Source organism: Herpetosiphon gulosus (assembly GCF_039545135.1).
GTDB classification, from domain to species: Bacteria; Chloroflexota; Chloroflexia; order Chloroflexales; family Herpetosiphonaceae; genus Herpetosiphon; species Herpetosiphon gulosus.
In genome coordinates, this window is the sequence record NZ_BAABRU010000018.1 from 47,624 (window position 1) to 73,614 (window position 25,991).

The window sequence follows — 25,991 nt, forward strand, 5'->3', positions numbered from 1 at the left end:
AGCACCCAAGTGGGGTGTTTGGAGGCACATTTTGAGTGAACAACAAGTTCATAGCGTAACTGTCGAGCTGGCGGGTCGCCCGTTGACAATTGAAGCAGGTCGGGTTGCGCAGTTGGCCAATGGAGCAGTTTTGGTACGGTATGGCGATACAGTTTTGCTCGCCGCTGTGACTGCTTCAACTGAACCACGCGATGGGATTGATTTCTTCCCACTGACGGTTGACTATGAAGAAAAGATGTACGCCGCAGGTAAAATCCCCGGTTCGTTCTTCAAACGTGAAGGCCGCCCAACCGAAACTGCCATTTTAACCTCGCGCTTGACCGATCGTCCATTGCGACCTTTGTTCCCCAAAGGTTATTACAATGACGTGCAGGTCTCGATCACCACACTTTCAACCGATCAAGTTAATGATCCGGGTCCGTTGGCAATTATTGGCGCTTCGGCAGCCTTGGTGATTTCGGATATTCCGTTTGCTGCGCCAGTTGGCGCGGTGCAAATGGGCCATATCGATGGCGTTTTTGCAATCAACCCAGTTATGGGCTTGATGGAAAATAGCCGCCTCGATTTGGTGGTTGCCGGTACTAGCGAAGCCGTGATGATGGTCGAAGCTAGCGCCTACGAATTGACCGAAGCTGAAATGCTCGAAGCGGTTAAGCGCGGCCACGAAGCCATGCAAGCAGTGATTCAAGCTCAACTTGAATTGGCCGAAAAATGTGGCAAGCCCAAAAAAGAATTTGTGGCTCCGGTCGTTGATACCAGCCTGCAAGACGAAATCAAAGCTTGGATGGGCAATCGCTTCTTGCAAGCCTTGAACAACAGCGACAAAGCTGCTCGTGAAGCTGCTACCGATAGCTTGCGCACCGAAGTGTTGGAGCAATTCAGCGCTGGCGTAGCCGAAGAAGAATTGGCTGCTCGGGTCAAGGCAGTAACGAAAAACTACGATGCCTTAGTCAAAAATGAAGTTCGTTCTTCGATTCTTGAGCAAGGGATTCGGGTCGATGGCCGTAAGGTCAACGAAATTCGCCCAATTGCGGTCGATGTTGGGGTCTTGCCGCGCGTTCACGGCTCGGGCTTGTTTACCCGTGGTCAAACCCAAGTGCTCACCGTGGCAACGCTTGGCTCGCCTGGTGACGAACAACGGCTCGACGATTTGGGCATCGAAACCACTCGTCACTACATGCACCACTACAACTTCCCAGCTTTCTCGACTGGCGAAGCGCGGCCTTCACGTGGCCCACGTCGCCGCGATATTGGGCATGGCAAATTGGCTGAACGGGCTTTGGTACCAGTCCTGCCTGAAAAAGATACATTCCCCTACACCATGCGCTTGGTCTCGGAAGTGTTGGCCTCGAATGGTTCATCATCGATGGCCTCGGTTTGTGGTTCATCGCTGGCCTTGATGGATGCTGGTGTGCCAATCAAAGCTCCGGTTGCTGGTGTGGCAATGGGCTTGATCACTGGCAAAGAAGCTGGTCAGTTCAGCGTTTTGACCGACATCCAAGGCTTGGAAGATGCTTTGGGCGATATGGATTTCAAGGTTGCTGGTACGACTGCTGGTATCACCGCGCTGCAAATGGATATCAAAACCACAGGTATCACGTATGAAATTATGCAGCAAGCGTTTGAGCAAGCTCGCCAAGGTCGCGTGTTCATTCTCGATAAGATGAACGAAATTATCAACACTGCGCGTAACGATATTTCACAATTTGCGCCACGAATTATCACCCTGCAAATCGACCCATCGAAGATTGGGGCATTGATTGGGCCTGGTGGTAAGACGATTCGCTCAATTATCGAGCAAACTGGCGCTCAGATTGACGTTGAGGATGATGGCCGCGTATTCGTGACCACGCCCGATGCTGATGGCGCACGTATGGCTCAATCGTTGATCGAAGGCTTGACCCGCGAAGCCAAAGTTGGCGAAATCTTTACTGGTAAAGTTGTGCGGATTATGCCGTATGGCGCGTTCGTCAATGTGTTGCCAGGCAAAGATGGCATGGTTCACGTTTCCGAGCTTGATGAAAAGCGCGTCGAAAACGTCGAAGATGTGGTCAAAATTGGCGATGAACTAACCGTGATGGTGATCGATGTTGAGCCAGGCACTGGTAAATTGAGCCTCTCACGCCGCGCAATTCTGACTGGCGAAACCGCTGAGCAACGCAAGAGCAGTAGTAGCAAAGGCGGCCCTCGCGGTGGCGGTGGTGGCGGCGACCGTGGCCCACGTCCAGGTGGCGATCGTGGCCCACGCCCCGACGGTGATCGCGGCCCACGCCCTGAAGGCGACCGCCCTCGTGAAGGCGGCGACCGTGGCCCACGCCCAGGTAACGGTGGCAGCGACCGCCGTGGTGGTGGCTTCCGCGGCTAATAGATTCTGATCCACGAAGGACACGAAGTTTTTGTAACCACGAAGGACACGAAGCGCACGAATGTTTGGTATATTGGAATCCTGAGGTTTTTAGAACTGACAGCAAACCAATAAATCGAACTTAGTAGAACTTCGTGTCCTTCGCGGTTAAAAACCGATCCCCAACAACCAATCCCCGACCTCACAATTCACAAATGGCGTAAAAAGCGTTCGGGATGATTGAGAAAATCGCGCAACAAGCTGACATGTTCAATCGCGTTATATTCAATTGGTTGCAAACCTGTAGGGCTAATCTGTAATAAGCGGGCTTTGGGGTAGGCCATAATAATTGGCGAGTGGGTCACAATCACAAATTGGCTTTGTTGCTGTTCAACTGCATCACGCATGAGCGCCAACAAACTCAATTGGCGAATTGGTGCTAGCGGAGCTTCAGGTTCGTCGAGCAAATATAAGCCATTGGGCACAAAACGTGATTGAAATAAGCGTAAAAAACTCTCGCCATGCGAGGCATGATCGAGCCCATCACCATAACGCTGGCGCAACTCGCCGAGTGTGCGCGAATGGGTTTGACGAGCTTGGGCACGCGCCAAGGGCGAAAGCGTGGTGTCAGCCTCGATCTCGCGTAAGCCAGCTTCAGCTTCAAGCCGCAATTGATTTACCCGCTGAGCATAGCCGAAAAAATCTTCAGCCCGCAAGAAAAAGCCGCGTCCAGTGCGTTTATGCCAACTGAGTTTGAGATATTTAGCCAAACGGTGGGCCGACGTTAGGCTTTGATCACGCTCTAAATCGTAGGTTCCGACGGCGATCGAGCGAGTGGCAACCGCCAAACCTTCTAGAAAAGTTGATTTGCCCGAGCCATTGTCGCCCACAATAATCGTCACAGGCGCATCAAAATCGAGGGTTTGACCAATCAAGGCTTGGATGGCCGGCACATTTAGGGGAAATTGCTCAGCATCGTGGGCATCGGGTGGTTTAATTTTCAAACTAGCGAGTAGCATGGCTCAATCTCGTAGCTCAGTGATTGTGGCTTGAAGCTGGCCTTGGTGCAATTGAATATTAATTGGATCGCCAACTGCTACGTGGCTGGTGTTAGTGAGGGTACGATCATTATGCAATACAACTGCATAGCCTCGCGCTAATGTTCGTTCGGGATTGAGTGCCACCAAACTGCGCTCGGCAACTTGAACTTTTAAGCGAGCCATTTCGAGCATGCGCTGGATCGCTCGCTGCAACTGTTGTTGTTGGGCGGTAACCTGCTCACGCGCTTGATGCAGCCGCATTTGAGGGTTGTGCCGTAAAAGCTGTTGTTGCTGTTGGCCTAATTCGCTGCGCAGCAATTGCAAACGCCCTTGAAACAAGCCATGCAACAGCCCAACGTGGCTGATCAATTCATCACGCAACGTTGCCAAATCGGGAGTGACCAATTCGGCGGCAGCTGAAGGCGTTGGCGCACGCAAATCGGCAACAAAATCAACAATTGTTGTATCGGTTTCGTGGCCAACTCCGGTGACGACTGGTACTGGCGAGGCAAAAATCGCCCGCGCTACAATCTCTTCGTTAAATGCCCAAAGATCTTCAATCGAGCCACCACCACGGGCCACGATAATCACATCTGGCTCAAAATCGAATAGCTCATACAAGGCCTCAACAATCGAAGGCGCGGCATCTTCGCCCTGCACAAGAGCAGGAGCGACAATCACTTCGGCCAAAGGAAAACGGCGGCGCAGCACATTCAACATATCCTGCAAGGCCGCCCCAGTGGGTGAGGTGACAATACCGATGCGTTGAGGAAATAGTGGTAATGGCCGTTTGCGTTCGGTTAAGCCCTCAGCTTCTAATTGGGCTTTGAGTCGTTCATATTGGGCTTGCAACAGGCCTTCGCCAGCAGGTGTAATAAAATCGATGTATAGTTGCAAGCGCCCATTATAGAGTTCAACTTTGCCATGACCTAAAATCGCCATGCCATCTTGGGGCAAGTAGCTCAAACGCAAGGCTGTAGAACGCCAAATCACCGCATCAATGCGGGCATCGGCTTCTTTGAGGGTCAAATACCAATGGCCTGATGAATGGCGTTTGCAGTTAGAAACCTCACCATAAACCCAAATATCACTCACCACTGGGTCGCTAGTGAGCACTGCATTAATATAGCCACATAATTCACTGACTGAAAGTTGTTCCATGGCTTGACCTGCTTATTGAGGATAGTAGCACAATTGTACGAGGATTTAACCAAAAAAACAATCGACAATTATTTAGCGGATTGAGTATGTTCCCTCACCCCCATGAAGATTGGAACTCCCCTCGCCCGCCGCAGTGGGAGAGGGGTTGGGGGTGAGGGCATGGAGATGATCCTTAAAACCAACCCTTGTAGGTCGGTTGATGAGGGAGCCAAACTTAATCAAGCGGCACGATTGAAATTAGCACTTGACCATATTCAACAGGCTGACTATTTTCAACGTGAATCGCGGCTACCCGCCCATGAATTTCGCTCTCGATTTCGTTCATCATCTTCATGGCTTCGACGATGCCAATCACATCGCCTGGATGAACCTCATCGCCAACTTTGACGTAGGCTGGGTCTTTGGGTGATGGCGAAGCATAGAAGGTTCCTACCATTGGCGATGTAATTGGTTGACCAATGGGAGCGGCAGGTGTTTCGGCAAGGTTGACAGCAACTGGCGCAGCCGCTACACCACTGGTTACAACCACGGGGGCCGCCACCGCATAGGGCGTGCGCTTGACATGAATTTTGGCATCGCCACGCTCAAGGCTTAGCTCAGTAATATCAGTTTGGGTGATTAACCGCAGCAACTCACGCACATCCTCGGTGAGTAAATTCTGTTCGGGTGTTTGCTCACTCATGGGCTAGCATCCTCAACTACACTGGAAAATGGCGACGGCGCAGGGATTCTTGCCCAGCGCCGTGATGATCAGCTTTAAACTAATGGGCCAAACCCCACTTAGATCCGAGTAATGTACTTACCGTTGGTGGTATCAACCCGAATCCGTTCGCCAACCGCGACGAATGAAGGCACTTGAACCACCAAGCCTGTATCGGTGGTTGCAGGCTTGCCGCCACCTGAAGCGGTATCGCCTTTGTAGTTTGGCTCGGTTTCAACCACGACCATCTCAACTGAAGGTGGCAACGAAATATCCAGCACTTCATCTTCGTAGGTCAAAACGTCGAAGGTTTCGTTTTCGCGAATGTACAACAACGCATCTTCGAGCAAATCCACGCTAACCGGGAATTGATCGTAGGTTTCGGTGTTCATCACATAGATGTAATTATCTTCGCGATAGAGATATTGCACGTTACGGGTTGACAAGCGGGCAACTTCGAAGCGTTCGCCAGCCATAAACGTTTTAACCGTTGTAGCACTGGTGCGGACATTGCGTAAGGTCAGGCGCAAGAATGCCGTGCCACGACCTTGCTTGACGTGGTTGGCTTCCATCACGCGGAACAATTCACCATCAATAATGAGGGTTAGACCTTTGCGTACTTCACCTGTTGAGACCATGATACAAGAACTCCCTTTGGGTTGTAATAAATTTTAGGCTTGCTCGATCACAATAATCGGGTCAAGTGGCGATTGTGTAAGAGTTTCAACGCCATTGGCGTTGAGCAAAACCAAGTTTTCGAGCCGCACGCCGCCCCAATCGGGCAGATAAATGCCTGGCTCAATGCTAAAAATTGAGCCAACTGGCAGCAGATCGTTATGCACACGACTGAGCCGTGGCTCTTCATGAATTTGTAGGCCAACCCCGTGGCCTGTGCCATGGCTGAAATATTCGCCATAGCCTGAGGCTTCGATCACATTGCGAGCCAAGGCATCGGCTTCTTTGCCAGTGGTGTTGGCGCTGATACCGTTGGTTGCATCGGCAAGGGCGTGGCGCACAATGCCATAAATTTCATCAAATTTGGCATCGGGCTGGCCTAAAACCAATGTGCGCGTCATATCGCCATGATAGCCAGCATAGAGCGCCCCAAAATCGACCACAATCGGCTGGCCTTGGCCCAGCGGGGCGTTGCCAGCGTGATAATGGGGCAAAGCGCTATTCAAGCCAGCACCCACAATAATCTCAAAGGCTAAACCATCGCCGCCATGCTCAACAATCGCCTTGTGCAATTCCCAGGCAACTTCGCGTTCGAGCATGCTTGGGCGCAACATCGGCTTGACTGCGGCTAAGGCTTGGTCGGTAATGTTAATTGCTTGGCGCAAGGCCGCAACTTCTTCACTGCTTTTGATCGCGCGGAGTTGCTCGGTCAATGCCCCAATGGCAACCAAGGTTACATCAGCAGGCAAGGCTTGGCGTAAGGCATTGTAATCGGCAACGCTGAGGGTTGCTGGCTCAAAGCCCAAGCGCGTGATCGGTGCAATATGGCGGCCAACACAGCTATACAAGCTTTCATCAAGCGTGCGGGTGATCGTTTCAAATTGGCTGGCCTCTTGGGCTGCTTGCACGGTATAACGGCCATCGCTGATTAATAATGCCCGTTGAGCATCAATAATCAACAAGCCTGCCGAGCCAGTAAACCCGCTCAAATAGCGTCGATTTTGGCTATTAGCGACCAACAATCCATCGATTTGGGCTGCTTCAAAAAGCATCCGCAACGCTGCGAGCCGTTCTTGAGACACCGCGCACCAGCCTTTCAGCACACTACAAGCCCGCTTGGGGTTGCCAACGGGCTTTGTGTAGTATATATGCCATCAAAGATGCTTGTCAAACGTTTTTATTGTAAAGCTGGTGTTCAGCCTATGCTTGTTTGATCCTCGGGCTATTTTACCCCGCCAAACGCAGCAAAGCAGCTATTTTTATGCAAAATATCGATCTTTTGGAAGCCAACGTTGCGCAAAATGTCAATTTGCCAGAGCAATGGGCGCGGCGAATCTTCGATTTCGATATACTCAAATACTTGGTCGCGGTAAGCCTCATCGCGGAAATCACTGAGATATTGGCCATAGCGTTGCCACATCAAGTTATGGACGGCCTCACTGGAATGTTCCACTAGATCGAAAATCCACAGCGAGCCGCCTGGCCGCAAGGCTGCATAACATTGGGCAAAGACCGCCTGCCATTCAGCATCGTCGCGTAGGTGGTGAAATACCGCCGCTGCCACAATAATATCAACCTGCTCATTGCCCAATTCAAGCTGGCGTACATCGCCTTGCAGTGCAGTAACCGTGCCTGTTGTGGCCGCCCCGACCCGTTGTTGCGCTCGCTCAAGCATTGGCAAACTCAAATCGATCAGGGTCACATCAAGGTTAGGTAATTCTTGCAAGATTCGTAGGCTATAGTTGCCAGCGCCGCAGCCAATATCCAACATATGACGAGCATTAGGAGTGGTGGCAGCGGCAGCTTGGGCAACTAAAGTCATTGCTAACGGGGCATCGACGGTCGCTGATTGACCAGTTTCCAAATTGGAAAAACGCTCAACATCAGCATCGAAGCGGGCACGAATCGTTTCAACGGTTGATTTGGTCATGGGAAATATCCTCAAACACAAACGAACTTCAATCGCGCTATTTTAGCAGGCTTGAGGAATTTTGTACTGATCAATATAGGATAAATTTAGTGCGCTTTTGGCTGGTTGAGTTTTTGGTGTTTCCAATCCCTGCCCCCCAACAACCGAACCCCGATCCCTCGCTGCGTGATTTCGCTGCTCAATCAATCCTTAATCGATGGTGGTCATTTTGATTGGTAATGCTGGGGCGGGCTTGCCGCGTACACGCCGAATTACTTCTTTGAGTGCTCCCAGCAGCAAACGTGGTGGCGAAAGCAGGCTGATTGTCAAGCCATTGCGGCCATCGGTGGCCTTCGATGCCAGCCAAACCGCTTTCTGGGCAGGCACACTGGGCGGATTGCCCCACATGCGCAAGATCGTGCTGAGCGCTTCAAGTTTGGCCTCGTAGCCCGCCATCACTTGCACGTCAGTCAGCATATCGGTGGTCATCAAGCCTGGGTTAAAGCCCAAAACTTCGATGGCTTGGTTGCGATGTTCTTTGGCGAGGGCCAAGGTAAAATTGCGTACCCAGCTTTTGCTAGCACCATAGGCGGTTTGAAACGGCACAGGCCCAGTATCGCCCCGCCCAAACAGATTGATCAATTTGCCATGACCTTGTTGTTGAAAATGTTTGAGCGCAGTAATTGAGCCGTGGTATGTGCCAAAAATATTCGTGTCGATCACGCGCCGATAATCGCGAGGATGAATTGCCACAGTCGCACCATAAGGCCCAGCCACGCCAGCATTGTTGATCCAGACATCAAGTTTGCCAAACTGGGCGATGGTTTGATCGCGTAGCGCTTCGATTGCTGCCAAATCGCCAACATCGCAGGTTGTCGCCAGCACATGGCTCGATTGGCGTTTGAGTTGAGCCAGGGCTTGTTCAAGACTGGCCTGATCGCGGCCAGCAATCACAACTTTGGCTCCTTGGCGCAACATTGCTTCGGCCATTGCCAAGCCCAAGCCACGGCTACCACCAGTAATGACAATCACTTTATCTAAAAGTTTCATTGGGCACTCCTAACTACTTGCGCTTGAATGTTAATTCTTCTTGCAAAGCACCGTTGACAAAACGCTGTAACCGCATGTCTCCATCCGAATTCTTAGGATATAAACGCCACTCTTCTGGCTCAACATTTACAATCAACATGTTGGTTTCGATTTGCGGAGTAGCCGAAAATTCTTTGTTAATTTGGGTTGCTGGGCACGCTGTAGTTAAACCCACAAATGCTTTATTGCGCGGAAGACCTTCAAAACGAATGTTAAGCATTTGAATTTCTGAGATCGAATTCTCGTTTTGCCAACATCCTGCAAACCAACCAAAACTTGTAGGAATATTTGGTCCTGTTGGTTGGCTAGTCGTCTTGGTTAGCTTGATTTCCAATCGGTTATTAGCATCGTTAATGTTATATGCAGCCTTAATTGAATTATAGGTATCGGCCTTAATTTCAATGATGATTGAATTTTTATCTTTTGAGATACTTACTGTAGCATTCCCATTAGTATCTGTGTTAATTATTGTAGTATTATCAATAACAACTGTTGCATTATTAATTGGCGTATTAGTTTCTTGATCAATCACAATAATTATGATATCGCGTTTTTGATCAAACGGTAATATATTGAAATACATCAATATTTGACAAATTGCTGCTACAGTGGCAAGAATGGCAAATAGGAAAAGTATTTTCTTGTTTTCTTGTAATCGTTCAATTAAAGAAGATTTTTTTGAAGTAGTTTTAGCGTTTTTTGGTTCATCGTTATTAGCAGGTAACGTTGAGGGGGTAGAGTTATTTAATTGATTCTTTTCGGCTGCCTTGATTTGTTGCTCTAGTTTTTCGCGCTGTTGGAGCAAGGCTGGCGCTGAATGCTTATCGCCACCATCTTGAGTAATTTGCTTTTGAATCTCATCAAGTTTTTGCTTCAATTGATCGATTGTTGGCATAACTTCAACCTCAGGTAGTTATAAATTGAAGCAGCGCTTCATAATGGGTCAGATCTTCCAACAGCAAATCGGGCTGGTGCTCAGCAAGTTGTTCGAGGCTGAAGCGACCAGTTGCCACGGCGACCGAGCATGCTCCAGCAATTTTGGCGCAAGCAATATCAAACGGCGTATCACCAATTACCACCACATCATCAAACGTGCCATGCCAACCAGCAGCTTGTGCTCGTTGCAATGCCACGGGCACTAAATCGTTGCGAATATGGCTATCCGAGCCGAACGCACCCCATTCCCAACGAAAATGGCGACTGAGATCGACGGCATCGAGTTTGATCTTGGCGGTGCGTTGCATATTGCCAGTCAGCAGCGAGTGAATTGTATGCGCTTGTAAGTGGCTCAAGGCTGCATGAACCCCATGTAAAATTGTGGTTTCATGTTGTAGATATTCAAAACGGGCCTGCAATTCACCTTCGTAAACCACATAAAATTGCTCAAGCCGTTCGAGAATCGCCACCTCATCCCAAGTATGCAAGGTCTCGCGAACGATCAAGCCATCGGTTTTGCCAGCAGTCGAGCTAAGCGGCAGATCAACCTCGTATACACGCTGAAACGCAGCCTTGAAAGCTTCAAGACTGCGCCCATGTGACCGAATCAGGGTTCCATCAATATCCCAGAGCAGCAATTTCATTGTTCGGTTGGTTCCCCATTGACAAGGTCGGCCAGCGGCTGCACCAATTCGCCAAGGCTGCGGAATTGTGGCCCCAGCTCGGTATCTTTAAGTGGAATATTGACTGGCACGGTTAAACTGACGGGCACTGAGGCTTGCAGCGGAATCGTCAGGCTCAGATAGACTGGCAATTCCAAACCTTCGGGCAAATTCAAGGCCACACTGGCTTTGAGATAACCCACGCCAGGCAGGGTAATATCGGCGGGCACTTGCAACGGCACGGCTTGGGTTATCCGCACATTGGTATTTTGGCTAACTGGCACTTGCAAGGTAATCGGCAATTGCTCGTTCAACGGTACGCTAGCTTTAATCGTGGCATTGCTCAGGCCATCAATCGTATCAGTTAATTTGGCAATAGTTGGTTTGAGTGGCGCTAGGCCGGTTTTATAGCCAAATAGCGCAATTGCTAAAACGCCTAAACCAATAATCAGCACAATATTGAGGATAAAGGAGGTCATGATCATAAACTTGTACGAGCGATCGATATCAACTCGTTCAACAGCAGTTGTTTTGGTCGAATCGGTGGATTTGCGGTTGCGATTGGCCACGTCAACCTCCTTGCAGTGCCTCGAAGGGGAAAATTCATCAGCAGTATACCACAGCCGATCGTTGCTTGTTAGAGCCATTCTGTCATAAATATTGTGATCACCACCCCTCCGCCCCGCCTCAAGGCGGGGAACGCAGGGTGTTTTCATCCCCCTGCACCCCCTAATAGTTGTTACGTGGACTGTCTCTGTGCTTTCTTATACCCTAAAGTGAGATATTCTTCTGAGTATTTAGCTGTAAATTGATCATCTAATAGCCAAATAATGCCTTTTGATCCTGAAACGATGCGCTATGCTACAATGCGCGTTGGTAAACAAGCAAGCCCATGCGTGAGGATGTGATTATGGCCCTCCATGAATTGACAATTGCCGAGGCCCGCGCCCAATTGGATCGCGGTGAGATTACCTCGGTGCAACTGACCGAGGCTCTGCTGGAACGCATCGCCGCGTTAGAGCCAACCCTGCATTCGTTTTTAACTCAAACGCCCGATTTGGCTTTGCAACAAGCGCAAGCTGCCGACGAGCGCATCAAGGCTGGCAACGCCACAAGCTTAACTGGCATTCCGTTGGGCATTAAAGATGTGATTGTCACCAAAGATGTGCGTACCACCTGCGGCTCGAAAGTGTTGGAGAATTGGGTTCCACCCTACGATGCCACCGTCGTGAGCAAACTCAACGAGGCTGGCACGGTAACTCTCGGCAAGCTCAATATGGATGAGTTTGCTATGGGTTCGTCCAACGAAAATAGTGCTTTTGGTGGTACACGCAACCCATGGGATACCGAACGTGTGCCTGGTGGCTCATCGGGTGGTTCGGCGGCGGCGGTTGCTGCTGGTCAAGCTTTTGGCACGTTAGGCACTGATACTGGTGGCTCAATTCGCCAGCCTGCCGCTTTGTGTGGGATTGTCGGTTTGAAGCCAACCTATGGGCGGGTTTCGCGCTATGGTTTAGTGGCCTTTGCCTCATCACTCGATCAATGTGGGCCATTCGCTCGCACAGTTGAAGACGTGGCACTGCTGCTCGAAACCATCTCAGGCCATGATCCCAAAGATTCGACCAGCGCCAATTTGCCAGTGCCCGATTATCGCGCTAGCTTAACTGGCGACATTCGCGGCCTCAAAGTTGGCGTGCCCAGTGAATATTTCGTTGATGGCATGGAGCCTGGGGTTGAAAAAGCGGTACGCACGGCGATTGAGCAGATTAAGGATTTGGGTGCTGAAATCGTTGAGGTTTCGCTGCCCCACACCAAATATGCCTTGCCAGTGTATTACATCATTGCTCCAGCCGAATGTAGCACCAACTTGGCTCGCTTCGATGGCGTGCGCTATGGCGTGCGCTTGGAAGGCAATGGGCTGTTCGATGAAATTGAATCGACCCGCGGCCAATTGTTTGGCTCGGAGGTGCGCCGCCGGATTATGCTTGGAACGTATGCGCTCTCATCGGGCTATTACGATGCCTACTATCGCCGTGCCCAACAAGTGCGTACCTTGATTCGCCGCGACTTCCAAGAGGTTTGGAGTAAAGTCGATTTATTGGCAGCGCCAACCTCGCCCAGCGTGGCCTTCAAAATTGGCGAAAAAGCTGATGATCCAGTGGCGATGTATCTTTCGGATGTGTGTACCTTGCCAATTAACTTGGCTGGTGTGCCTGGCTTGGTCGTGCCATGTGGCTTTAGCGACAATTTGCCAACCGGCCTGCAATTGATTGGCAAGCCGTTCGATGAAGCAACCTTGCTGCGCGTCGGCCATGCCTACGAGCAACATAACAGCTGGTACAAACAACATCCAAGTTTGTAGCCAAACGTTTCGTAACCACGAAGAATGCGAAGACCACTAAGTAATGATCCTTCGTGCTCTTCGTGTCCTTCGTGGTTAAATTTCATCCCTCATCCCTCTCCCTAAGCTATTGCAATCTCTGAGCGCCACGGCTACCATTGAACTACGGAAGCATCTAGTAGGGAGCCAACGGCATGACCAGTTATAGCATCACTGGGCGGGTGGTTCGGACGATTGATCTTGCGCCGCTTGCCAACATTAGCGTGCGGTTTATCTCACAAGCAGGCTATCTGAGCAATGTGGCCAATCGCAGCCTCTTGCCAGCAGGCCAAGTCGATTGGACGCGCTCGCTGACAGGGTTTAGCGGCACACGCTGGGAATGTTGGGAGCAGCAGATCAATGGCAAAGTAGCAATTGCTTGGGGCGATTTTCGCGATGGTGCCTTGATCTACAACCCACATTTGAGCGACGATGGACGGGTGTTTCATAGCGACAAAACCTATTTGATGCCCGAAGTTTCGCCCGCCCAAGAAGTCAGTTGGACCCGCCAAATCACTGGGTTTGCTGGCTCGCGCTGGGATTGCTGGGTGCAATATATCGATAAGCGCGTGCCAATTACTTGGGAATTATTTCGTGATAATGCTTTGATTCATAACCCCCAATTGGCTGCTGATGGCCGTTTATTCCAAACCGCCAAAACCTATCTGATTCCCGATGTTGCGCCTGTGGCCCGTGCTGCCTGCGAAGTCAAAACCGATGCCCAAGGCAATTATCGCTTTGACAATATTGGCGCTGGTGCGGTTGGCTTGCTCGAAGTCAATGTGGCTGGTTATACCCCGGTTCGCGTACCAGTGATTGTCAACAATACGATTAATCAGCCGATCAATGTACGCGGTGGTGGTAGCGGTGTGCGCTCGGCTCACCCTAGCTATAATGCTTTACATCCCAAAGTGCGGGCGATTATCGATCAAGCCTTGTTTATGCTGGGCGATGAAAAAACAGTTTATGATGCGCTGCCCACTAATTTGCAACAAATGTGTTATGGATCACAATTCGCCAGCAATCCCAATCATCAATACTATAAAGATATTGTTTGCGCCGATTTGGTGAGCATTTGTTTGGCGGCAGCAGGCTTTAACGTGAATTGGAACAGCGGGGCCAACCCACATATGGCTCAGCATTATGCGCCTGGCCCAGCCACCCTCCAAGAAATTAGCGATGCCAACGATTGGCAACCAGGCGATGTGCTGGTGTTTGGCAATAATGGCGCTGCGCGGGCTGGCCATGTTACCTTGTACGTTGGCCCGTTCCAAGGCACTGATCGTTCAGGCACAAATTATGCGCTGAGTGCCAATTTCGATGTGATTGAAGCCAGCATGAACTTTGATCTTGCCAATGGTCAGCGTTGGGGCTTGGGCAATATCGCCACCACCCGCCAGCAATGTTTGCAAGGCAAGCGTGGCTATCAATGGGTCAAGCGGGTGCGTTTGAAAGAAGTCGCAGCATTAATTTAAATTGCTAGGCACTCAAATGAAGTGACGATCTGCAACCGATTGCTGATTCGCAGGTGAGCTAAACTGCGCTACAATGGGGCATATCGTCATTTCTCAATGTGGAGGAAAGACCCTCATGGAACGACCAATTCGGGTGTTAGTGGCCAAACCAGGGCTTGATGGCCACGACCGTGGCGCAAAAGTGATCGCCCGTGCCTTGCGTGATGCAGGCATGGAAGTTATTTATACAGGGTTGCAACAAACCCCCCAAATGATCGTTGAAGCCGCCTTGCAAGAAGATGTTGATTGCATTGGCTTGTCGATTCTCTCAGGTGCGCATATGACCTTGCTGCCCAAAATCACCACGATGCTGCGCGAAAACGATGGCGCGGATATTTTGGTCGTGGCTGGCGGCATTATCTCCGATGAAGATGCAGCAATCTTGCGCAAGGATCATGGGATTGCGGGAATTTTCGGGCCTGGCTCTTCGACCCATGCAATTATCGATTTTATTCGTGAGCATGTTGAGCGTAGCTCGGTAGAAGGGTAGGTTGGGCGTGGAACTTGTAGCAAAGGCTCGTGCTGGCAATCGCCGCGCACTGGCCCGCTTGATAACCTTGGTTGAAGCTGGCGATGCCCAAGCCCAAACGGCTTTGGCGGCGCTCTACCCCTACACTGGCCATGCCCATATCGTCGGGGTAACTGGTGCACCTGGCACTGGCAAATCGACATTGGTCACCCAAATGGCTTTGCATTGGCGTAGTCTTGGGCGCACGGTCGCCGTGTTGGCAGTTGACCCAACTTCACCATTTAGCGGTGGCGCAATTTTAGGCGATCGGATTCGCATGCAAGCCTTGGGCGGCGATAGCGGCTGTTACATTCGTTCGATGGCGAGTCGTGGCAGCCTTGGTGGTTTATCACGGGCTACTGGCGATGCCGTCAAAGTGCTCGATGCAGCAGGTTTTGACATCGTGATTGTTGAAACTGTGGGAGCTGGTCAGGCCGAGGTTGAAATTGCCCGCGAAGCCCATACCGTGGTGGTCGTCGAAGTACCGGGCATGGGCGATGATATTCAGGCAATCAAGGCGGGCATTTTGGAAATTGCCGATGTGTTTGTGGTCAATAAAGCTGATCGCGAGGGCGTTGAGCGCACGGTTCGCCAATTGCAGATGATGTTGCATCTTGGCAGCGGCGAACATCGCGATGGCTGGGAGCCGCCGATTGTCCAGACCGTTTCCAACACTGGTAAGAATATCGCCGAAGCTGCTGCTGCGGTCGAACGCCATCTCGAACATCTTAAAAGCAACAATTTGCTCGAATTGCGCGAACGCGAGCGGATTGAGCGCGAGTGGAAAGTGATTATGCGTGAAACGTTGCTGCGCCAATTGCTGCAACGACTTGAGCCTCACGTCCATGAACAACTGCTCAAACAGATGAGCGAACGCCAACTCGACCCGTATGCTGCCGCCAACCAAGCGATTGAAAGCGTTTTGGAATTCCCGCAACCGCCAGCTCCCTCTCCCGCCTAACAGTCGAGGCGAGCTGTGCTCAGAATGGCATCGATCTGGCGAATAATGGCTGGAATCCTCGGCATCCGACCTCGGTTTTGGTTGAGGTTTGGTTTGCGCACCACCCAACCAACCCGAGGTCGTTATGCCTACTTGTCTACACGCACTGTGAGCGAGGGCTGAGCAAAGATTTAGCGCTCAGCAACCTCAACCCAAGTGCGATTGCGGTCGCCAGTGTAAATCGATTGTGGACGAATGATCCGGCCAACAGTGCGTTGCTCGAAGGCGTGGGCAATCCAGCCGACGGCGCGGCTGATCGTGAAGGTTGGGGTGAAGAGGTCGGTTTCAAAGTCGATGCCATGCAACAGCAAGGCGGTATAGAACTCGACGTTAGTTTGCAATTTGCGACCTGGCTTGTGTTCTTCAAGCAGTCGAATCGCGGTTTGCTCAACGTGGCGCACAAGTTCATACAACTCACGATTGCCATCGTTGGCAAAGAGTTGATCGGCTGCGCCTGCCAAAACCTCGGCCCGTGGATCGCGCACTTTGTAGACGCGATGACCAAAACCCATCAAGCGCTCACCGCGTGCCAACTTGGCGCGGAGCACTTCCTCAGCACGATCAGCTGTGCCAATTTCAAACACCATATCTAAGGCTGGGCCAGGTGCGCCGCCATGCAACGGCCCTTTGAGCGCCCCAATTGCTCCAGTCACCGCTGAAACCAAATCCGATTCAGTCGAGATGATCACGCGAGTGGTGAAGGTCGAAGCATTCAGACCATGGTCAACCACGGTGTTGAGATAGGTTTCGAGTGCCCGTACTTGCTCGGCGCTTGGCTCTTTACCAGTCAACATCCACAAATAATTGGCAGCATGGCTTAAATCGCTACGTGGCTCAATAAATTCAGCTTGGTTGCGTGCTCGCCAGTAGGCCGCCACAATCGTCGGCAAGGCGGCCACGATTCGTTGGGCCGTAGCTTTTTCATCGGCCAATGGGGTTAATGTGGCGGTGGCAGCCCGCAGCGCATCCATCGGATCTGCCTGTTCGCGGCCAAGTTGTTGGGCAACTTCTAATGTAAGGGCTGATAATTGGCGCTGGCTAACTAGGCTTTGGTGTAATTCAGTTAGTTCGCTTTGGCTTGGTAAATGGTCATTCCACAAGAGAAAAATCGTTTCCTCGAAGGTAGCAAACGGGGCCAACCGCTCCAAGGGAAAGCCGGCAATAATTAATTCCCCAGCTTGGCCATCGACACTGCTGAGCCGCGTTGCCGCCGCAACGATCCCTTCCAAACCTACATGAACTTGGGTTTCAGTCGCCATTGACAATCGATCCTTTCCAGCGTGTTAGGCCTTGAGCGGCAATTTTGCCGCTTGAAATTCCTGCTGCTATCGACTATAAATAGATTTATCAATGTTGTCAATGTTGATTGATGAATCAATATTGGAATGGAGCAACGCAATGACGCGCTATTTGAGTGCTCGCGAAGTGGCCGAGCATTTGGGAATTAGTGTGCCAACCGTGTATGCCTATGTGAGCCGCGGGTTGTTGCACTCGGAGCCAGCCGGAGCGCATGCTCATCGCTATTTGTTCGATCAAGTTGAGCAATTGAAATTACGCCGCGAAGGTCGGCGCAATCCGGCCAGCGTGGCGGCTGGGGCATTGCATTGGGGCACGCCAGTGCTCGATTCAGCGATCACGCTGATCGATAATCAGCAGGTCTATTATCGTGGGTTTGATGTGCGCGAATTGGCCAGTAGTGCTAGCATCGAAGAGGTTGCCAACCTGATTTGGGTTGGTGATCGTCAGCAAAGCCAGCAATTATGGGCCGATTTGCCAGCGCTAAACATTCCACAGTTGCCTGATCTGCCGTTGCTTGAGCAATTTGTCGTGGCTTTAGCAATCGTTGGCAGCAACGATCATGCCGCTTTCGATCAACGCCCGCAAGGTTTGCAACGCACGGCGGTGCGGGTGGTGCAATTGCTGATCAGCGTGGCCGCCAAGCAACCTTTGCAAGGACCAATCGTGGCCCAGCTCGCCGAGGCTTGGCAGATTCCGCTACATTTACAGCCTTTGCTCAATGCTGCGCTGATTGTCAGTGCTGATCATGAACTCAACGTTTCATCGTTCACTGCTCGCTGCGTGGCTTCGGCGGGCACAACCTTGTATGCTGTGGTTAGTGCAGGCTTGGCGGCGCTGGGCGGGGTGCATCATGGCAAGCAAAGCGAATTAAGCGAGCTACTGTTGGATGAGCTATTACGTAGCCCCGATATTTATACGGCGTTGGCCCAAAAGTTGCGCTTAGGCCAGCCGATTCCTGGCTTTGGCCACCCAATGTATCCCAACGGCGACCCACGCGGCAAGGTGTTGCTCGATCTGATTCGTCAATTAGCGCCGCAATTTAGCAACGATATTGATCGCATTATCCAAGCCGTTTATGAATTATTGGGCGATCATCCGACGATCGATTTTGGCTTGGCGTGGGTCGGGCGGGTGCTGAATTTGCCCTTGGGCAGCGCAATGAGCCTATTTGCCCTAGGCCGCAGCGTCGGCTGGATTGGCCATGCCTTGGAGCAATATAGCGATGCACGGTTGATTCGGCCCCGTGCTCGCTACACGGGCGAACGGCCAAATATAATCAAGATTTAACCTGTGCTGCAACGCGTTATTTAGCCGATTCTAATGGGCTAAATTGCGCTTTTAAGCACTACTTGACAAAATATCTAAATCGCACTATTATTCGCGACATTATGAAGAAACAAATGCTCACCAACCTTTTTTCGCCAGCATTGCGGCTGCGTCGTCCCCGTACCAACGAGGTTCGGTGGGCTTGCGCCGTTTGTGCTGCATAACAGGCAACGAGCAAGATTACAAACGCCCAAGCGTTTCCCCCCGAACCTCATTTGATGGTTCGGGGGGAATCTTTTTTAGCTCGAAATTATGAATTATGAGGGATAAAGGATGAAACGTTTGAATGATGCACTATCCATGTGTTCATCCCTCATAATTCATCCTTCATCCTTAACCATAGGGAGTTCGCAATGATTCGTGTTGGTATTTTTGGCGTGACGGGATACGCCGGATACGAACTAGCTCGCTGGTTGCAGCGCCACCCAAGCGCCAGCGTGGTTTGGGCTGTTTCCGAATCGTCGGCGGGCAAGCGCTTGGCGCAGGTTGTGCCTGGGCCACTTGATATGCCTTTGTTGGCTGCGAATCAGGTTGATTGGCAGGCAGTTGATCTAATTTTCACGGGGTTGCCGCATGGTGTCGCTGCCCAAACGGTGGCAGAGGCTCGCAAGCATGGTGTCAAAGCCATCGACCTCTCCGCCGACCTGCGACTGGACAACCCCGCCGCTTACACCCGCTGGTACGACCACACGCATCCCCACCCTGAACTTTTGAATGCTCCCTATGGCTTGCCTGAACTGAATCGCGCTGCATTGGTCGATGTGCCAGCAATTGCCAACCCAGGTTGCTACCCCACCAGTGTTTTACTTGGTTTAGCACCTTTGCTCGAACAAGGTTGGTGGCAAACTGGTCAAACCATCATCATCAATGCTGCTTCGGGCGTTTCGGGCGCTGGCCGCGCACCCAAACAGCACTTGCATTTTGTCGAGGCTCACGAAAATTATAGCCCCTACAACATTGGCCATACCCACCGTCATGTTGGCGAAATTGAGCAAGAATTGAGCAAGTTGGCAAACGCACCAGTTAACACGATTTTTGCACCACACCTCTTGCCGACCCAACGCGGTATTTTAAGCACAATCTATGTGCCAATTCAGCCAGAGCTAGATTTGGTCAGCATTCATGCGCTTTATCGCCAACGTTATGCTGCTGAGCCATTTGTTAATGTGCTCGATCAAGGTCAGTTGGCCAGTTTGGCCCATGTTGTGCATACCAACGATTGCGCAATTGGCTTGACGCTCGCTCAGCCTGGCATGTTGATCGTCACAGCGGCGATTGATAATTTGCTCAAGGGTGCTTCGGGTCAAGCAATTCAAAATATGAATATTATGTTTGGTTTGCCTGAAACCACGGGCTTGCGCTAGGAGTGTGCAATGCGGATCTTGAAGCTTGGCGGCAATGAAATAGATGACCCAACCTGGCTGGCCCGTTTGGTCGCGGTGATCCAAACCATGGTCAATGTCAACGATGTACCAATTTTGGTCCATGGCGGTGGCAAGGAAATTGGCCAATTGCAGGTAGCGCTTGGTGGTGAGCCGCAATTTGTGGCTGGCCTGCGCGTCACCGACCAAACCGCGCTCAAAGCGGCCACGATGGTGCTTTGTGGCATGGTCAGCACCCGTTTGGTTGCGGCCTTGAATGTAGTTGGCGTGGAAGCCCTTGGCTTGTCGGGGGTTGATCGCAACTTGGTGTATGCCACCCGCTTGGAGCATGGCGCTGGCGATTTGGGTGCAGTTGGCAAGCCAGCCCGCATTCGCGCCACGGTTTTATTTGAAGCCTTGGCAGCAGATGTTGTGCCTGTGCTAGCTCCCTTGTGTGCTGATGGCGTTGGCGGCACGCTGAATGTCAATGCTGATGTGTTTGCGGGAGCGATTGCTGCTGCTGTTGGAGCCGATGAAGCGGTGTTTATCTCGAATGTACCTGGGGTTTTGATTGATGGTGTGGTTGCGCCACGGCTCAACACCAACGATATTCAGGCATTAATCGCCAATGGCACAATCAGCGGCGGCATGATTCCCAAGGTCGAATCGGCCTTAAGCGGCTTGCAAGCTGGGGTGAAAATTGTGAGGATCACCAACATCGATCAGCTTGATGCTGGCACAATTATCGAGACTGCCTAATGCCAAGTCATTCGGTTTACGACAATATTCGCACCCGAGTGATTGTGCTGCGTGAGCAAGAACTCTTGATTTTGGCCACCGAAGATCAGCCAGAATTAGTTTGGCGTTTGCCTGGCGGTGGTTTAGAACGCGGTGAATCATTGGCCGATTGTGCCGCCCGCGAAGTTTGGGAAGAATGCGGTATTCGGGTGCAAGTTGGCAAAGTTGCTTTCTTGCGCGAGTGGGTTATTCCAACCTATGCCATCATCGACCCTGAGGATCGCGAGCCAAACTATGGCTTAGAAGTGTTTCTGTATGCTACGCCGTTAGATCCGCAGGCTACACTTCATGCCGAGGCCGCCGATAAACCAATGCCCGAATGGCGAGCCTTAGCTGACATTGCCAGCCTGCCATTTTGGCCCAAAGAGCTGAAATCGTTGGCAACGTTTTTGGCTCAAGGTCAACGCCCAAGCGCCACCCATTCATTCGTTAGCAGCTTTGAATCTGGTTGGGCAATCCCGCCAGCAATCGACTGGGCTTGATGCCTCACCCCCTCTCCCGCCCAGCAGGCGAGGGGGAAACGCTCTAAAATTCTCCCCTCTCCCGCCGCAGTGGGAGAGGGGATGGGGGTGAGGGCAGGGTACACACTTTATCGATATTAAACATTATCCGGCGCAAGCCGTTTTGGGAGTAACCAATCAATGGTTGCCATTCAACACAGTACACTTTTGGCTCCAATCGATCCTGCGGACGTTGTAGTTCGGCCAGCCCATGAAGACGATGTAGCTGGTATGAGTGAATTGGTAGCTGAAAATGTGCGGGCTGGGCATTTATTACCCCGTTCCGCTGACGAAATTCGTGCTTCTTTAGCAAATTGGGTAGTTGCCTGCCATGGCCAACGGGTGATTGGCATCGGCTCGTTGTTGCTGATGAATCCTGATCTGGTTGAGGTTCGCTCATTAGCTGTAGCAACCGAGTATCGTGCCGCTGGTGTAGGAGCCAAAATTGTGCTCGAACTGGTTGCGCAGGCAAAATTGCGCCGCATTCATACCGTTTTTGCCTTGACCCGTGCCGTCTCGTTTTTTGTGCGCTTGGGCTTTAGCATCACCGACAAAGAACGCTTCCCTGAAAAGGTTTGGCGCGATTGTGTCAAATGTCCACTCGTCACCTGCTGTGACGAAACCGCCGTCGTTTGGGAACATTAAATAAAAGGATGAAGGATGAAGGATGAGGGATGAAGATCTAATCCCTTGGGTTTATCCTTAACTTTGTCTGTTGTGAAATGAAGGATAGTTCAGGGATTTTATCCCTCATCCCTCATCCTTCATCCCTTCATAAGGAGTTCATTGGTCATGTCGAATGCGACTGCAAATAAAGTGGTGCTGGCCTACTCAGGTGGTTTGGATACCAGCGTGATCGTGCCGTGGTTGAAGGAACACTATGGCTGCGAAGTCGTCTGTTACTGCGCCAATCTTGGCCAAGATGACGATCTGAGCGGCGTAGAAGCCAAAGCGATTGCTTCAGGTGCAAGTGCCTGCTATGTCGAAGATTTGCGCGAAGAATTCGTGCGCGATTTCTTGTTTCCCATGCTGCAATCGGGCGCAACCTACGAACGCACCTACTTGCTCGGCACCAGCATCGCCCGCCCACTGATCGCACGTGGTCAGGTGCAAACTGCCTTGAAAGTTGGTGCTGATGCACTTTCCCACGGCTGCACGGGCAAAGGCAACGATCAAGTGCGCTTTGAATTGACCTACATGGCCTTGGCTCCGCACATGAAAATTATCGCGCCATGGCGTGAATGGCACATTCGCTCACGTGAAGATGCACTGGATTATGCTGCGTTGCACAATGTGCCAGTTACCAGCACTCGCGCCTCGATCTACAGCCGCGACGGCAATATTTGGCACTTGAGCCATGAAGGTGGCTCGTTGGAAGACCCATGGTTGGAGCCAGAATTGACCATGTTCCAACGCACCGTAACCCCTGAAGAAGCCCCCGATTTGCCAGAATACTTGGAAATTGGCTTCGAGCGTGGTATTCCAGTTAGCGTGAATGGCGAGCAACTTGGCCCGGTGGCCTTGCTGCAAACCCTCAACGACATTGGCGCTCGTCATGGCGTTGGCCGCGTCGATTTGGTCGAAAATCGCTTGGTCGGCATGAAGAGCCACGGCGTATACGAAACGCCAGGCGGCACATTGCTCTATCGTGCTCACCAAGGCCTCGAAGAATTGGCGCTTGATCGCGAAACGTTGCACTTCAAAGATACCTTGGCAATCCGCTTCTCAGAGTTGATTTACAACGGTCAATGGTGGTCGCCGTTACGCTATGCCTTGTCGGCATTTTTCACTGAAACCCAAAAGAACGTTACAGGTGTTACCCGCTTGAAAGTCTTCAAAGGTGGCGTACATTTGGTTGGCCGCAAGGCTGAACGCAGCTTGTACGTACCCGATTTGGCAACCTTCAGCGAAGATGCAGTCTATAACCAAGCCGATGCTGAAGGCTTTATCAAGCTCTTTGGCTTGCCCCAAAAAGTTGAAGCCTTAACCTCAGGAGCTGAATAAGCATGAGTATCTTTCGTTTTGCCGCCGGCTTCCGCAGTGCTGCGGGGCGATGTGGCTTGAAGGCCAGTGGTAATCCTGATTTAAGTTTACTTGTTGCTGATAGTGTTTGCACCGGGGCTGGGGTATTTACCACCAGCCTCGTCAAAGCTGCTCCAGTGCTCTACGATCAAGCAGTGTTAGCCGAGCACGCCAGCGAAATTCGGGCAATTATTGCCAATGCTGGCTGTGCCAATGCTTGTACTGGAGCACAAGGCGATGCGGCTGCCCGCGAGATGGCTCGTTTGGCGGCTGAAGCAGTTGGTTGCGAACCACATCAAGTTTTGGTGCTTTCAACTGGTGTCATCGGCCATCAACTGAATGTTGAAAAAGTTGCTAAGGGCGTGGCGGCAATTGCGCCTGAATTAAGCGTTGAGCATGCTCCAGCGCTTGCCGAAGCGATTATGACCACCGATACCCGCCCCAAAACGTCGAGCGCCACGGCGGTGATCGATGGAGTTGAGGTAACGGTGGCTGGGGTGGCCAAAGGCGCAGGCATGATCCATCCGATGATGGCAACCATGCTTTCAATTGTCACCACCGATGCAGCAATCGATGCCGATTTGGCCCAAAGTTTGTTGCGCGAAGTCACCGATGCATCATTTAACTGTGTAACGGTGGATGGCGACCCGAGCACCAACGATACGCTGTTGTTGTTGGCCTCTGGCGTGAGTGGCGTAACGATCAACGCCAGCAATATTGCGGCCTTCCGCCAAGCACTCGAAATTGTCTGCATCGATTTGGCTAAACAAATTGCTGCCGATGGCGAAGGCGCAACCAAGTTAATCACCATCACGGTTGATCATGCGCCGAGTATTGCCGCAGCCCGTACCGTTGCCCGCAAAATTGCCTGCTCACCCTTGGTCAAAACCGCGATTCACGGCGGTGATCCCAATTGGGGGCGGATTTTGGCGGCAGCTGGAGTTGCTGGTGTACCCTTCGATCCCAGCCACGTTGAATTGTGGTTGGGCGAGGTGCAATTAGTTGCTGGTGGCACGCCGACCAACTACAACGAACGCGAAGCCGCCAGCCAAATTAGTGGTCAACAGGTCGCGATTCGGCTAAATCTTGGGGCTGGCGCGGCTACTGGCTATGCTTGGACCTGCGATTTTAGCGCCGAATATGTGCGAATTAACGCTGATTATCGGACGTAAATGAGGGACTAGGGGTCAGGATTCAGGGATCAGTGATTAGGGATCAGTAATTAGGGATCAGGGGTCAGAATCTAATTTTGACCTAGCTTCATGACTTAGGGCTGAGCCAAACTTACTTTCTCTGCGCCGCTGCGTTAATCCTGATCCCTGACCCCTAGCCCCTGATCCCTAAATAACGAGGTAACCAAACCATGTGGGGTGGACGATTTAGTGGCTCGTTGGCTGAGCATATGCGCTTATTCAACGATTCGTTTCCAATCGATCGGCGCTTATGGGCCGAAGATATTCGCGGCTCAATTGCTTGGGCCAATGGCCTCGAACGCGCTGGCATTTTGCAAGCCGCTGAATGCCAAGAACTGATCGCAGGCTTGCGCCAAGTCTATCAAGAATTTGAAGAAGGCCTGTTTTTGCCATTAACCAGCGACGAAGATATTCACACGGCGGTCGAACGGCGTTTGGGCGATTTCATCGGAGCCTTAGCGGGCAAATTGCATACTGGTCGCTCACGCAACGATCAAGTGGCGACCGATACCCGTTTGTGGACGTTGGGCGCACTCAAACTAGCCGATGATCTGATTCGCGATGTGCAAGCAGCCTTGCTTGAGCAAGCCAAAGCGGTTGGCGAAACAATTTTACCTGGCTATACCCACCTGCAACGGGCACAGCCAGTCTTGTTATCGCACGCACTTTTAGCCCATTTTTGGCGTTTAGATCGCGATCGCCAACGTTTGCATGATGCAACCAAGCGGGTCAGCGTGCTGCCACTTGGCTCAGGCGCACTGGCTGGCACGGCCTTCGCAGTTGATCGGGCAGCACTTGCAGCCGAATTAGGCTTTGCCAGCATCAGCCAAAATAGCCTTGATGCTACCAGCGACCGCGATTATATTGTCGAAATTTTGGCAGCAATCGCGCTGTTAGGTGTGCACATCAGCCAACTCGCCGAAGACTGGATCATCTGGAGCAGCTCGGAATGGGGCTTTGTAGCGCTAGACGATGCCTATTCAACCGGCTCAAGTTTAATGCCCCAAAAGAAAAATCCTGATTCGTTGGAGTTGGCTCGCGGCAAATCTGGCCGTTTGATCGGCAATTTAATCACCGTTTTGACCTTGCTCAAAGGCCTGCCATCGGCCTACGACAAAGATTTACAAGAAGATAAAGCGCCCTTATTCGATGCGATCGATACATTAAGCCTAACGTTACCAGTGGTTGCGGGTGCGATTCGTACCGCTCGTTTCAATACCGAACGCATGGCAGCGGCCTTGGATGATGCGATGTTGGCGACTGATGTAGCCGATGAATTGGTACGCCGGGGAGTGCCATTCCGCGAGGCTCATCATATTGCTGGGCGCTTGGTGCGCGAAGCCGAACAACGTGGGGTTGGCATGCGCCAATTGCCCGCCGAAAGCTTTGTAGCCGCCCACCCAAGCCTGACCGATGTTGCTGGTTTATTCGATTTTGCTCGTTCCGTCGCCATGCGCGACGTACCTGGTGGAACAGCGCCCAACGCCGTGCGCGACCAACTGATTGCAGCTCAACACGTTTTAGCAGAAGGTTGAGGTGGCTGCTAGCACCCTCGCCCTGCCGTTAATCAAACG

At 51.6% G+C, this 25,991-nt stretch carries 24 protein-coding genes; 13 read left to right on the plus strand and 11 right to left on the minus strand.

Going from position 1 to position 25,991, the window contains the following annotated elements; genetic code table 11:
* Positions 1 to 31: 31 nt before the first annotated feature.
* Entirely contained in the window at positions 32 to 2,365 is a 2,334-nt protein-coding gene (pnp, locus tag ABEB26_RS20885) for a polyribonucleotide nucleotidyltransferase (protein ID WP_345724008.1), read from the plus strand.
* A 188-nt stretch (positions 2,366 to 2,553) separates the two neighbouring features.
* Here the strand turns inward: pnp and ABEB26_RS20890 are convergent, their stop codons facing one another.
* The 10 genes from ABEB26_RS20890 to ABEB26_RS20935 all read right to left on the minus strand — a co-directional run bounded on the left by ABEB26_RS20890 (position 2,554) and on the right by ABEB26_RS20935 (position 11,085).
* Positions 2,554 to 3,363: an AAA family ATPase gene (locus ABEB26_RS20890; RefSeq protein WP_345724009.1), complete on the minus strand. Its 810-nt coding sequence runs from the start codon at positions 3,361 to 3,363 to the stop codon at positions 2,554 to 2,556.
* Between the two features lie 3 nt (positions 3,364 to 3,366).
* Positions 3,367 to 4,545: an exodeoxyribonuclease VII large subunit gene (gene xseA, locus ABEB26_RS20895; protein WP_345724010.1), complete on the minus strand. Its 1,179-nt coding sequence runs from the start codon at positions 4,543 to 4,545 to the stop codon at positions 3,367 to 3,369.
* A gap of 214 nt (positions 4,546 to 4,759) precedes the next feature.
* Positions 4,760 to 5,227, minus strand: coding sequence for an acetyl-CoA carboxylase biotin carboxyl carrier protein (accB, locus tag ABEB26_RS20900; RefSeq protein ID WP_345724011.1), 468 nt, complete (start codon positions 5,225 to 5,227; stop codon positions 4,760 to 4,762).
* Between the two features lie 98 nt (positions 5,228 to 5,325).
* Positions 5,326 to 5,883 (minus strand): elongation factor P, encoded by a 558-nt coding sequence (gene efp / locus ABEB26_RS20905; protein WP_012192247.1) that lies wholly within the window; start codon positions 5,881 to 5,883, stop codon positions 5,326 to 5,328.
* A gap of 33 nt (positions 5,884 to 5,916) precedes the next feature.
* Positions 5,917 to 7,002, minus strand: a complete 1,086-nt coding sequence (locus tag ABEB26_RS20910; RefSeq protein ID WP_345724012.1) for a M24 family metallopeptidase — start codon at positions 7,000 to 7,002, stop codon at positions 5,917 to 5,919.
* A 140-nt stretch (positions 7,003 to 7,142) separates the two neighbouring features.
* Positions 7,143 to 7,850 carry a class I SAM-dependent methyltransferase gene (locus tag ABEB26_RS20915; protein WP_345724013.1) on the minus strand — a complete coding sequence of 236 codons (708 nt, stop codon included), beginning with the start codon at positions 7,848 to 7,850 and terminating at the stop codon, positions 7,143 to 7,145.
* 189 nt (positions 7,851 to 8,039) lie between these two features.
* Positions 8,040 to 8,879, minus strand: a complete 840-nt coding sequence (locus tag ABEB26_RS20920; RefSeq protein WP_345724014.1) for an SDR family NAD(P)-dependent oxidoreductase — start codon at positions 8,877 to 8,879, stop codon at positions 8,040 to 8,042.
* Positions 8,880 to 8,892: 13 nt separating this feature from the next.
* Positions 8,893 to 9,813, minus strand: coding sequence for a hypothetical protein (locus tag ABEB26_RS20925; protein ID WP_345724015.1), 921 nt, complete (start codon positions 9,811 to 9,813; stop codon positions 8,893 to 8,895).
* Positions 9,814 to 9,823: 10 nt separating this feature from the next.
* Positions 9,824 to 10,498, minus strand: a complete 675-nt coding sequence (locus tag ABEB26_RS20930) for an HAD family hydrolase (protein ID WP_345724016.1) — start codon at positions 10,496 to 10,498, stop codon at positions 9,824 to 9,826.
* Complete coding sequence (locus tag ABEB26_RS20935) at positions 10,495 to 11,085, minus strand: hypothetical protein (RefSeq protein WP_345724017.1); 591 nt, start codon at positions 11,083 to 11,085, stop codon at positions 10,495 to 10,497. The genes ABEB26_RS20930 and ABEB26_RS20935 overlap by 4 nt, the downstream gene beginning before the upstream one ends.
* Before the next feature lie 338 nt (positions 11,086 to 11,423).
* Between ABEB26_RS20935 and gatA the strand changes: the two genes are divergently transcribed.
* From gatA to meaB, 4 genes are all read left to right on the plus strand, one after another.
* Positions 11,424 to 12,878: an Asp-tRNA(Asn)/Glu-tRNA(Gln) amidotransferase subunit GatA gene (gene gatA, locus ABEB26_RS20940; RefSeq protein WP_345724060.1), complete on the plus strand. Its 1,455-nt coding sequence runs from the start codon at positions 11,424 to 11,426 to the stop codon at positions 12,876 to 12,878.
* Between the two features lie 173 nt (positions 12,879 to 13,051).
* Positions 13,052 to 14,371 (plus strand): hypothetical protein, encoded by a 1,320-nt coding sequence (locus ABEB26_RS20945; protein WP_345724018.1) that lies wholly within the window; start codon positions 13,052 to 13,054, stop codon positions 14,369 to 14,371.
* A 115-nt stretch (positions 14,372 to 14,486) separates the two neighbouring features.
* Complete coding sequence (locus tag ABEB26_RS20950; RefSeq protein WP_345724019.1) at positions 14,487 to 14,900, plus strand: cobalamin B12-binding domain-containing protein; 414 nt, start codon at positions 14,487 to 14,489, stop codon at positions 14,898 to 14,900.
* 7 nt (positions 14,901 to 14,907) lie between these two features.
* Positions 14,908 to 15,879, plus strand: coding sequence for a methylmalonyl Co-A mutase-associated GTPase MeaB (meaB, locus tag ABEB26_RS20955; RefSeq protein ID WP_345724020.1), 972 nt, complete (start codon positions 14,908 to 14,910; stop codon positions 15,877 to 15,879).
* A 170-nt stretch (positions 15,880 to 16,049) separates the two neighbouring features.
* Here meaB and ABEB26_RS20960 read toward each other — a convergent pair whose 3' ends face one another.
* The gene (locus ABEB26_RS20960; protein WP_345724021.1) at positions 16,050 to 17,177 is read right to left on the minus strand and encodes a citrate synthase/methylcitrate synthase; all 1,128 of its coding nucleotides are present in this window, start codon (positions 17,175 to 17,177) and stop codon (positions 16,050 to 16,052) included.
* Between the two features lie 139 nt (positions 17,178 to 17,316).
* Between ABEB26_RS20960 and ABEB26_RS20965 the strand changes: the two genes are divergently transcribed.
* The 8 genes from ABEB26_RS20965 (at position 17,317) to argH (ending at position 25,952) form a co-directional block, all read left to right on the plus strand.
* Positions 17,317 to 18,504 carry a citrate synthase family protein gene (locus ABEB26_RS20965; protein WP_345724022.1) on the plus strand — a complete coding sequence of 396 codons (1,188 nt, stop codon included), beginning with the start codon at positions 17,317 to 17,319 and terminating at the stop codon, positions 18,502 to 18,504.
* Between the two features lie 392 nt (positions 18,505 to 18,896).
* On the plus strand, positions 18,897 to 19,907 hold the full coding sequence (gene argC, locus ABEB26_RS20970; protein ID WP_345724023.1) for an N-acetyl-gamma-glutamyl-phosphate reductase: 1,011 nt from the start codon (positions 18,897 to 18,899) through the stop codon (positions 19,905 to 19,907).
* Between the two features lie 9 nt (positions 19,908 to 19,916).
* Positions 19,917 to 20,663, plus strand: a complete 747-nt coding sequence (gene argB, locus ABEB26_RS20975) for an acetylglutamate kinase (protein WP_345724024.1) — start codon at positions 19,917 to 19,919, stop codon at positions 20,661 to 20,663.
* Positions 20,663 to 21,184: an NUDIX domain-containing protein gene (locus ABEB26_RS20980; protein WP_345724025.1), complete on the plus strand. Its 522-nt coding sequence runs from the start codon at positions 20,663 to 20,665 to the stop codon at positions 21,182 to 21,184. The genes argB and ABEB26_RS20980 overlap by 1 nt, the downstream gene beginning before the upstream one ends.
* A gap of 159 nt (positions 21,185 to 21,343) precedes the next feature.
* Positions 21,344 to 21,847: a GNAT family N-acetyltransferase gene (locus ABEB26_RS20985; protein ID WP_345724027.1), complete on the plus strand. Its 504-nt coding sequence runs from the start codon at positions 21,344 to 21,346 to the stop codon at positions 21,845 to 21,847.
* Between the two features lie 147 nt (positions 21,848 to 21,994).
* Positions 21,995 to 23,206 carry an argininosuccinate synthase gene (locus tag ABEB26_RS20990; protein ID WP_345724028.1) on the plus strand — a complete coding sequence of 404 codons (1,212 nt, stop codon included), beginning with the start codon at positions 21,995 to 21,997 and terminating at the stop codon, positions 23,204 to 23,206.
* A gap of 2 nt (positions 23,207 to 23,208) precedes the next feature.
* The gene (gene argJ / locus ABEB26_RS20995; RefSeq protein WP_345724030.1) at positions 23,209 to 24,396 is read left to right on the plus strand and encodes a bifunctional glutamate N-acetyltransferase/amino-acid acetyltransferase ArgJ; all 1,188 of its coding nucleotides are present in this window, start codon (positions 23,209 to 23,211) and stop codon (positions 24,394 to 24,396) included.
* A 191-nt stretch (positions 24,397 to 24,587) separates the two neighbouring features.
* On the plus strand, positions 24,588 to 25,952 hold the full coding sequence (argH, locus tag ABEB26_RS21000; RefSeq protein ID WP_345724031.1) for an argininosuccinate lyase: 1,365 nt from the start codon (positions 24,588 to 24,590) through the stop codon (positions 25,950 to 25,952).
* Positions 25,953 to 25,991 lie beyond the last annotated feature (39 nt).

Bases quoted from the DNA above. Each gene is read 5' to 3' on its own strand.
- ABEB26_RS20890 (WP_345724009.1), bottom strand. From the start codon at position 3,363: ATGCTACTCGCTAGTTTGAAAATTAAACCACCCGATGCCCACGATGCT.
- xseA (WP_345724010.1), bottom strand. From the start codon at position 4,545: ATGGAACAACTTTCAGTCAGTGAATTATGTGGCTATATTAATGCAGTG.
- accB (WP_345724011.1), bottom strand. From the start codon at position 5,227: ATGAGTGAGCAAACACCCGAACAGAATTTACTCACCGAGGATGTGCGT.
- efp (WP_012192247.1), bottom strand. From the start codon at position 5,883: ATGGTCTCAACAGGTGAAGTACGCAAAGGTCTAACCCTCATTATTGAT.
- ABEB26_RS20915 (WP_345724013.1), bottom strand. From the start codon at position 7,850: ATGACCAAATCAACCGTTGAAACGATTCGTGCCCGCTTCGATGCTGAT.
- ABEB26_RS20920 (WP_345724014.1), bottom strand. From the start codon at position 8,879: ATGAAACTTTTAGATAAAGTGATTGTCATTACTGGTGGTAGCCGTGGC.
- ABEB26_RS20925 (WP_345724015.1), bottom strand. From the start codon at position 9,813: ATGCCAACAATCGATCAATTGAAGCAAAAACTTGATGAGATTCAAAAG.
- ABEB26_RS20930 (WP_345724016.1), bottom strand. From the start codon at position 10,498: ATGAAATTGCTGCTCTGGGATATTGATGGAACCCTGATTCGGTCACAT.
- ABEB26_RS20945 (WP_345724018.1), top strand. From the start codon at position 13,052: ATGACCAGTTATAGCATCACTGGGCGGGTGGTTCGGACGATTGATCTT.
- ABEB26_RS20950 (WP_345724019.1), top strand. From the start codon at position 14,487: ATGGAACGACCAATTCGGGTGTTAGTGGCCAAACCAGGGCTTGATGGC.
- ABEB26_RS20960 (WP_345724021.1), bottom strand. From the start codon at position 17,177: ATGGCGACTGAAACCCAAGTTCATGTAGGTTTGGAAGGGATCGTTGCG.
- ABEB26_RS20965 (WP_345724022.1), top strand. From the start codon at position 17,317: ATGACGCGCTATTTGAGTGCTCGCGAAGTGGCCGAGCATTTGGGAATT.
- argC (WP_345724023.1), top strand. From the start codon at position 18,897: ATGATTCGTGTTGGTATTTTTGGCGTGACGGGATACGCCGGATACGAA.
- argB (WP_345724024.1), top strand. From the start codon at position 19,917: ATGCGGATCTTGAAGCTTGGCGGCAATGAAATAGATGACCCAACCTGG.
- ABEB26_RS20980 (WP_345724025.1), top strand. From the start codon at position 20,663: ATGCCAAGTCATTCGGTTTACGACAATATTCGCACCCGAGTGATTGTG.
- ABEB26_RS20985 (WP_345724027.1), top strand. From the start codon at position 21,344: ATGGTTGCCATTCAACACAGTACACTTTTGGCTCCAATCGATCCTGCG.
- ABEB26_RS20990 (WP_345724028.1), top strand. From the start codon at position 21,995: ATGTCGAATGCGACTGCAAATAAAGTGGTGCTGGCCTACTCAGGTGGT.
- argJ (WP_345724030.1), top strand. From the start codon at position 23,209: ATGAGTATCTTTCGTTTTGCCGCCGGCTTCCGCAGTGCTGCGGGGCGA.
- argH (WP_345724031.1), top strand. From the start codon at position 24,588: ATGTGGGGTGGACGATTTAGTGGCTCGTTGGCTGAGCATATGCGCTTA.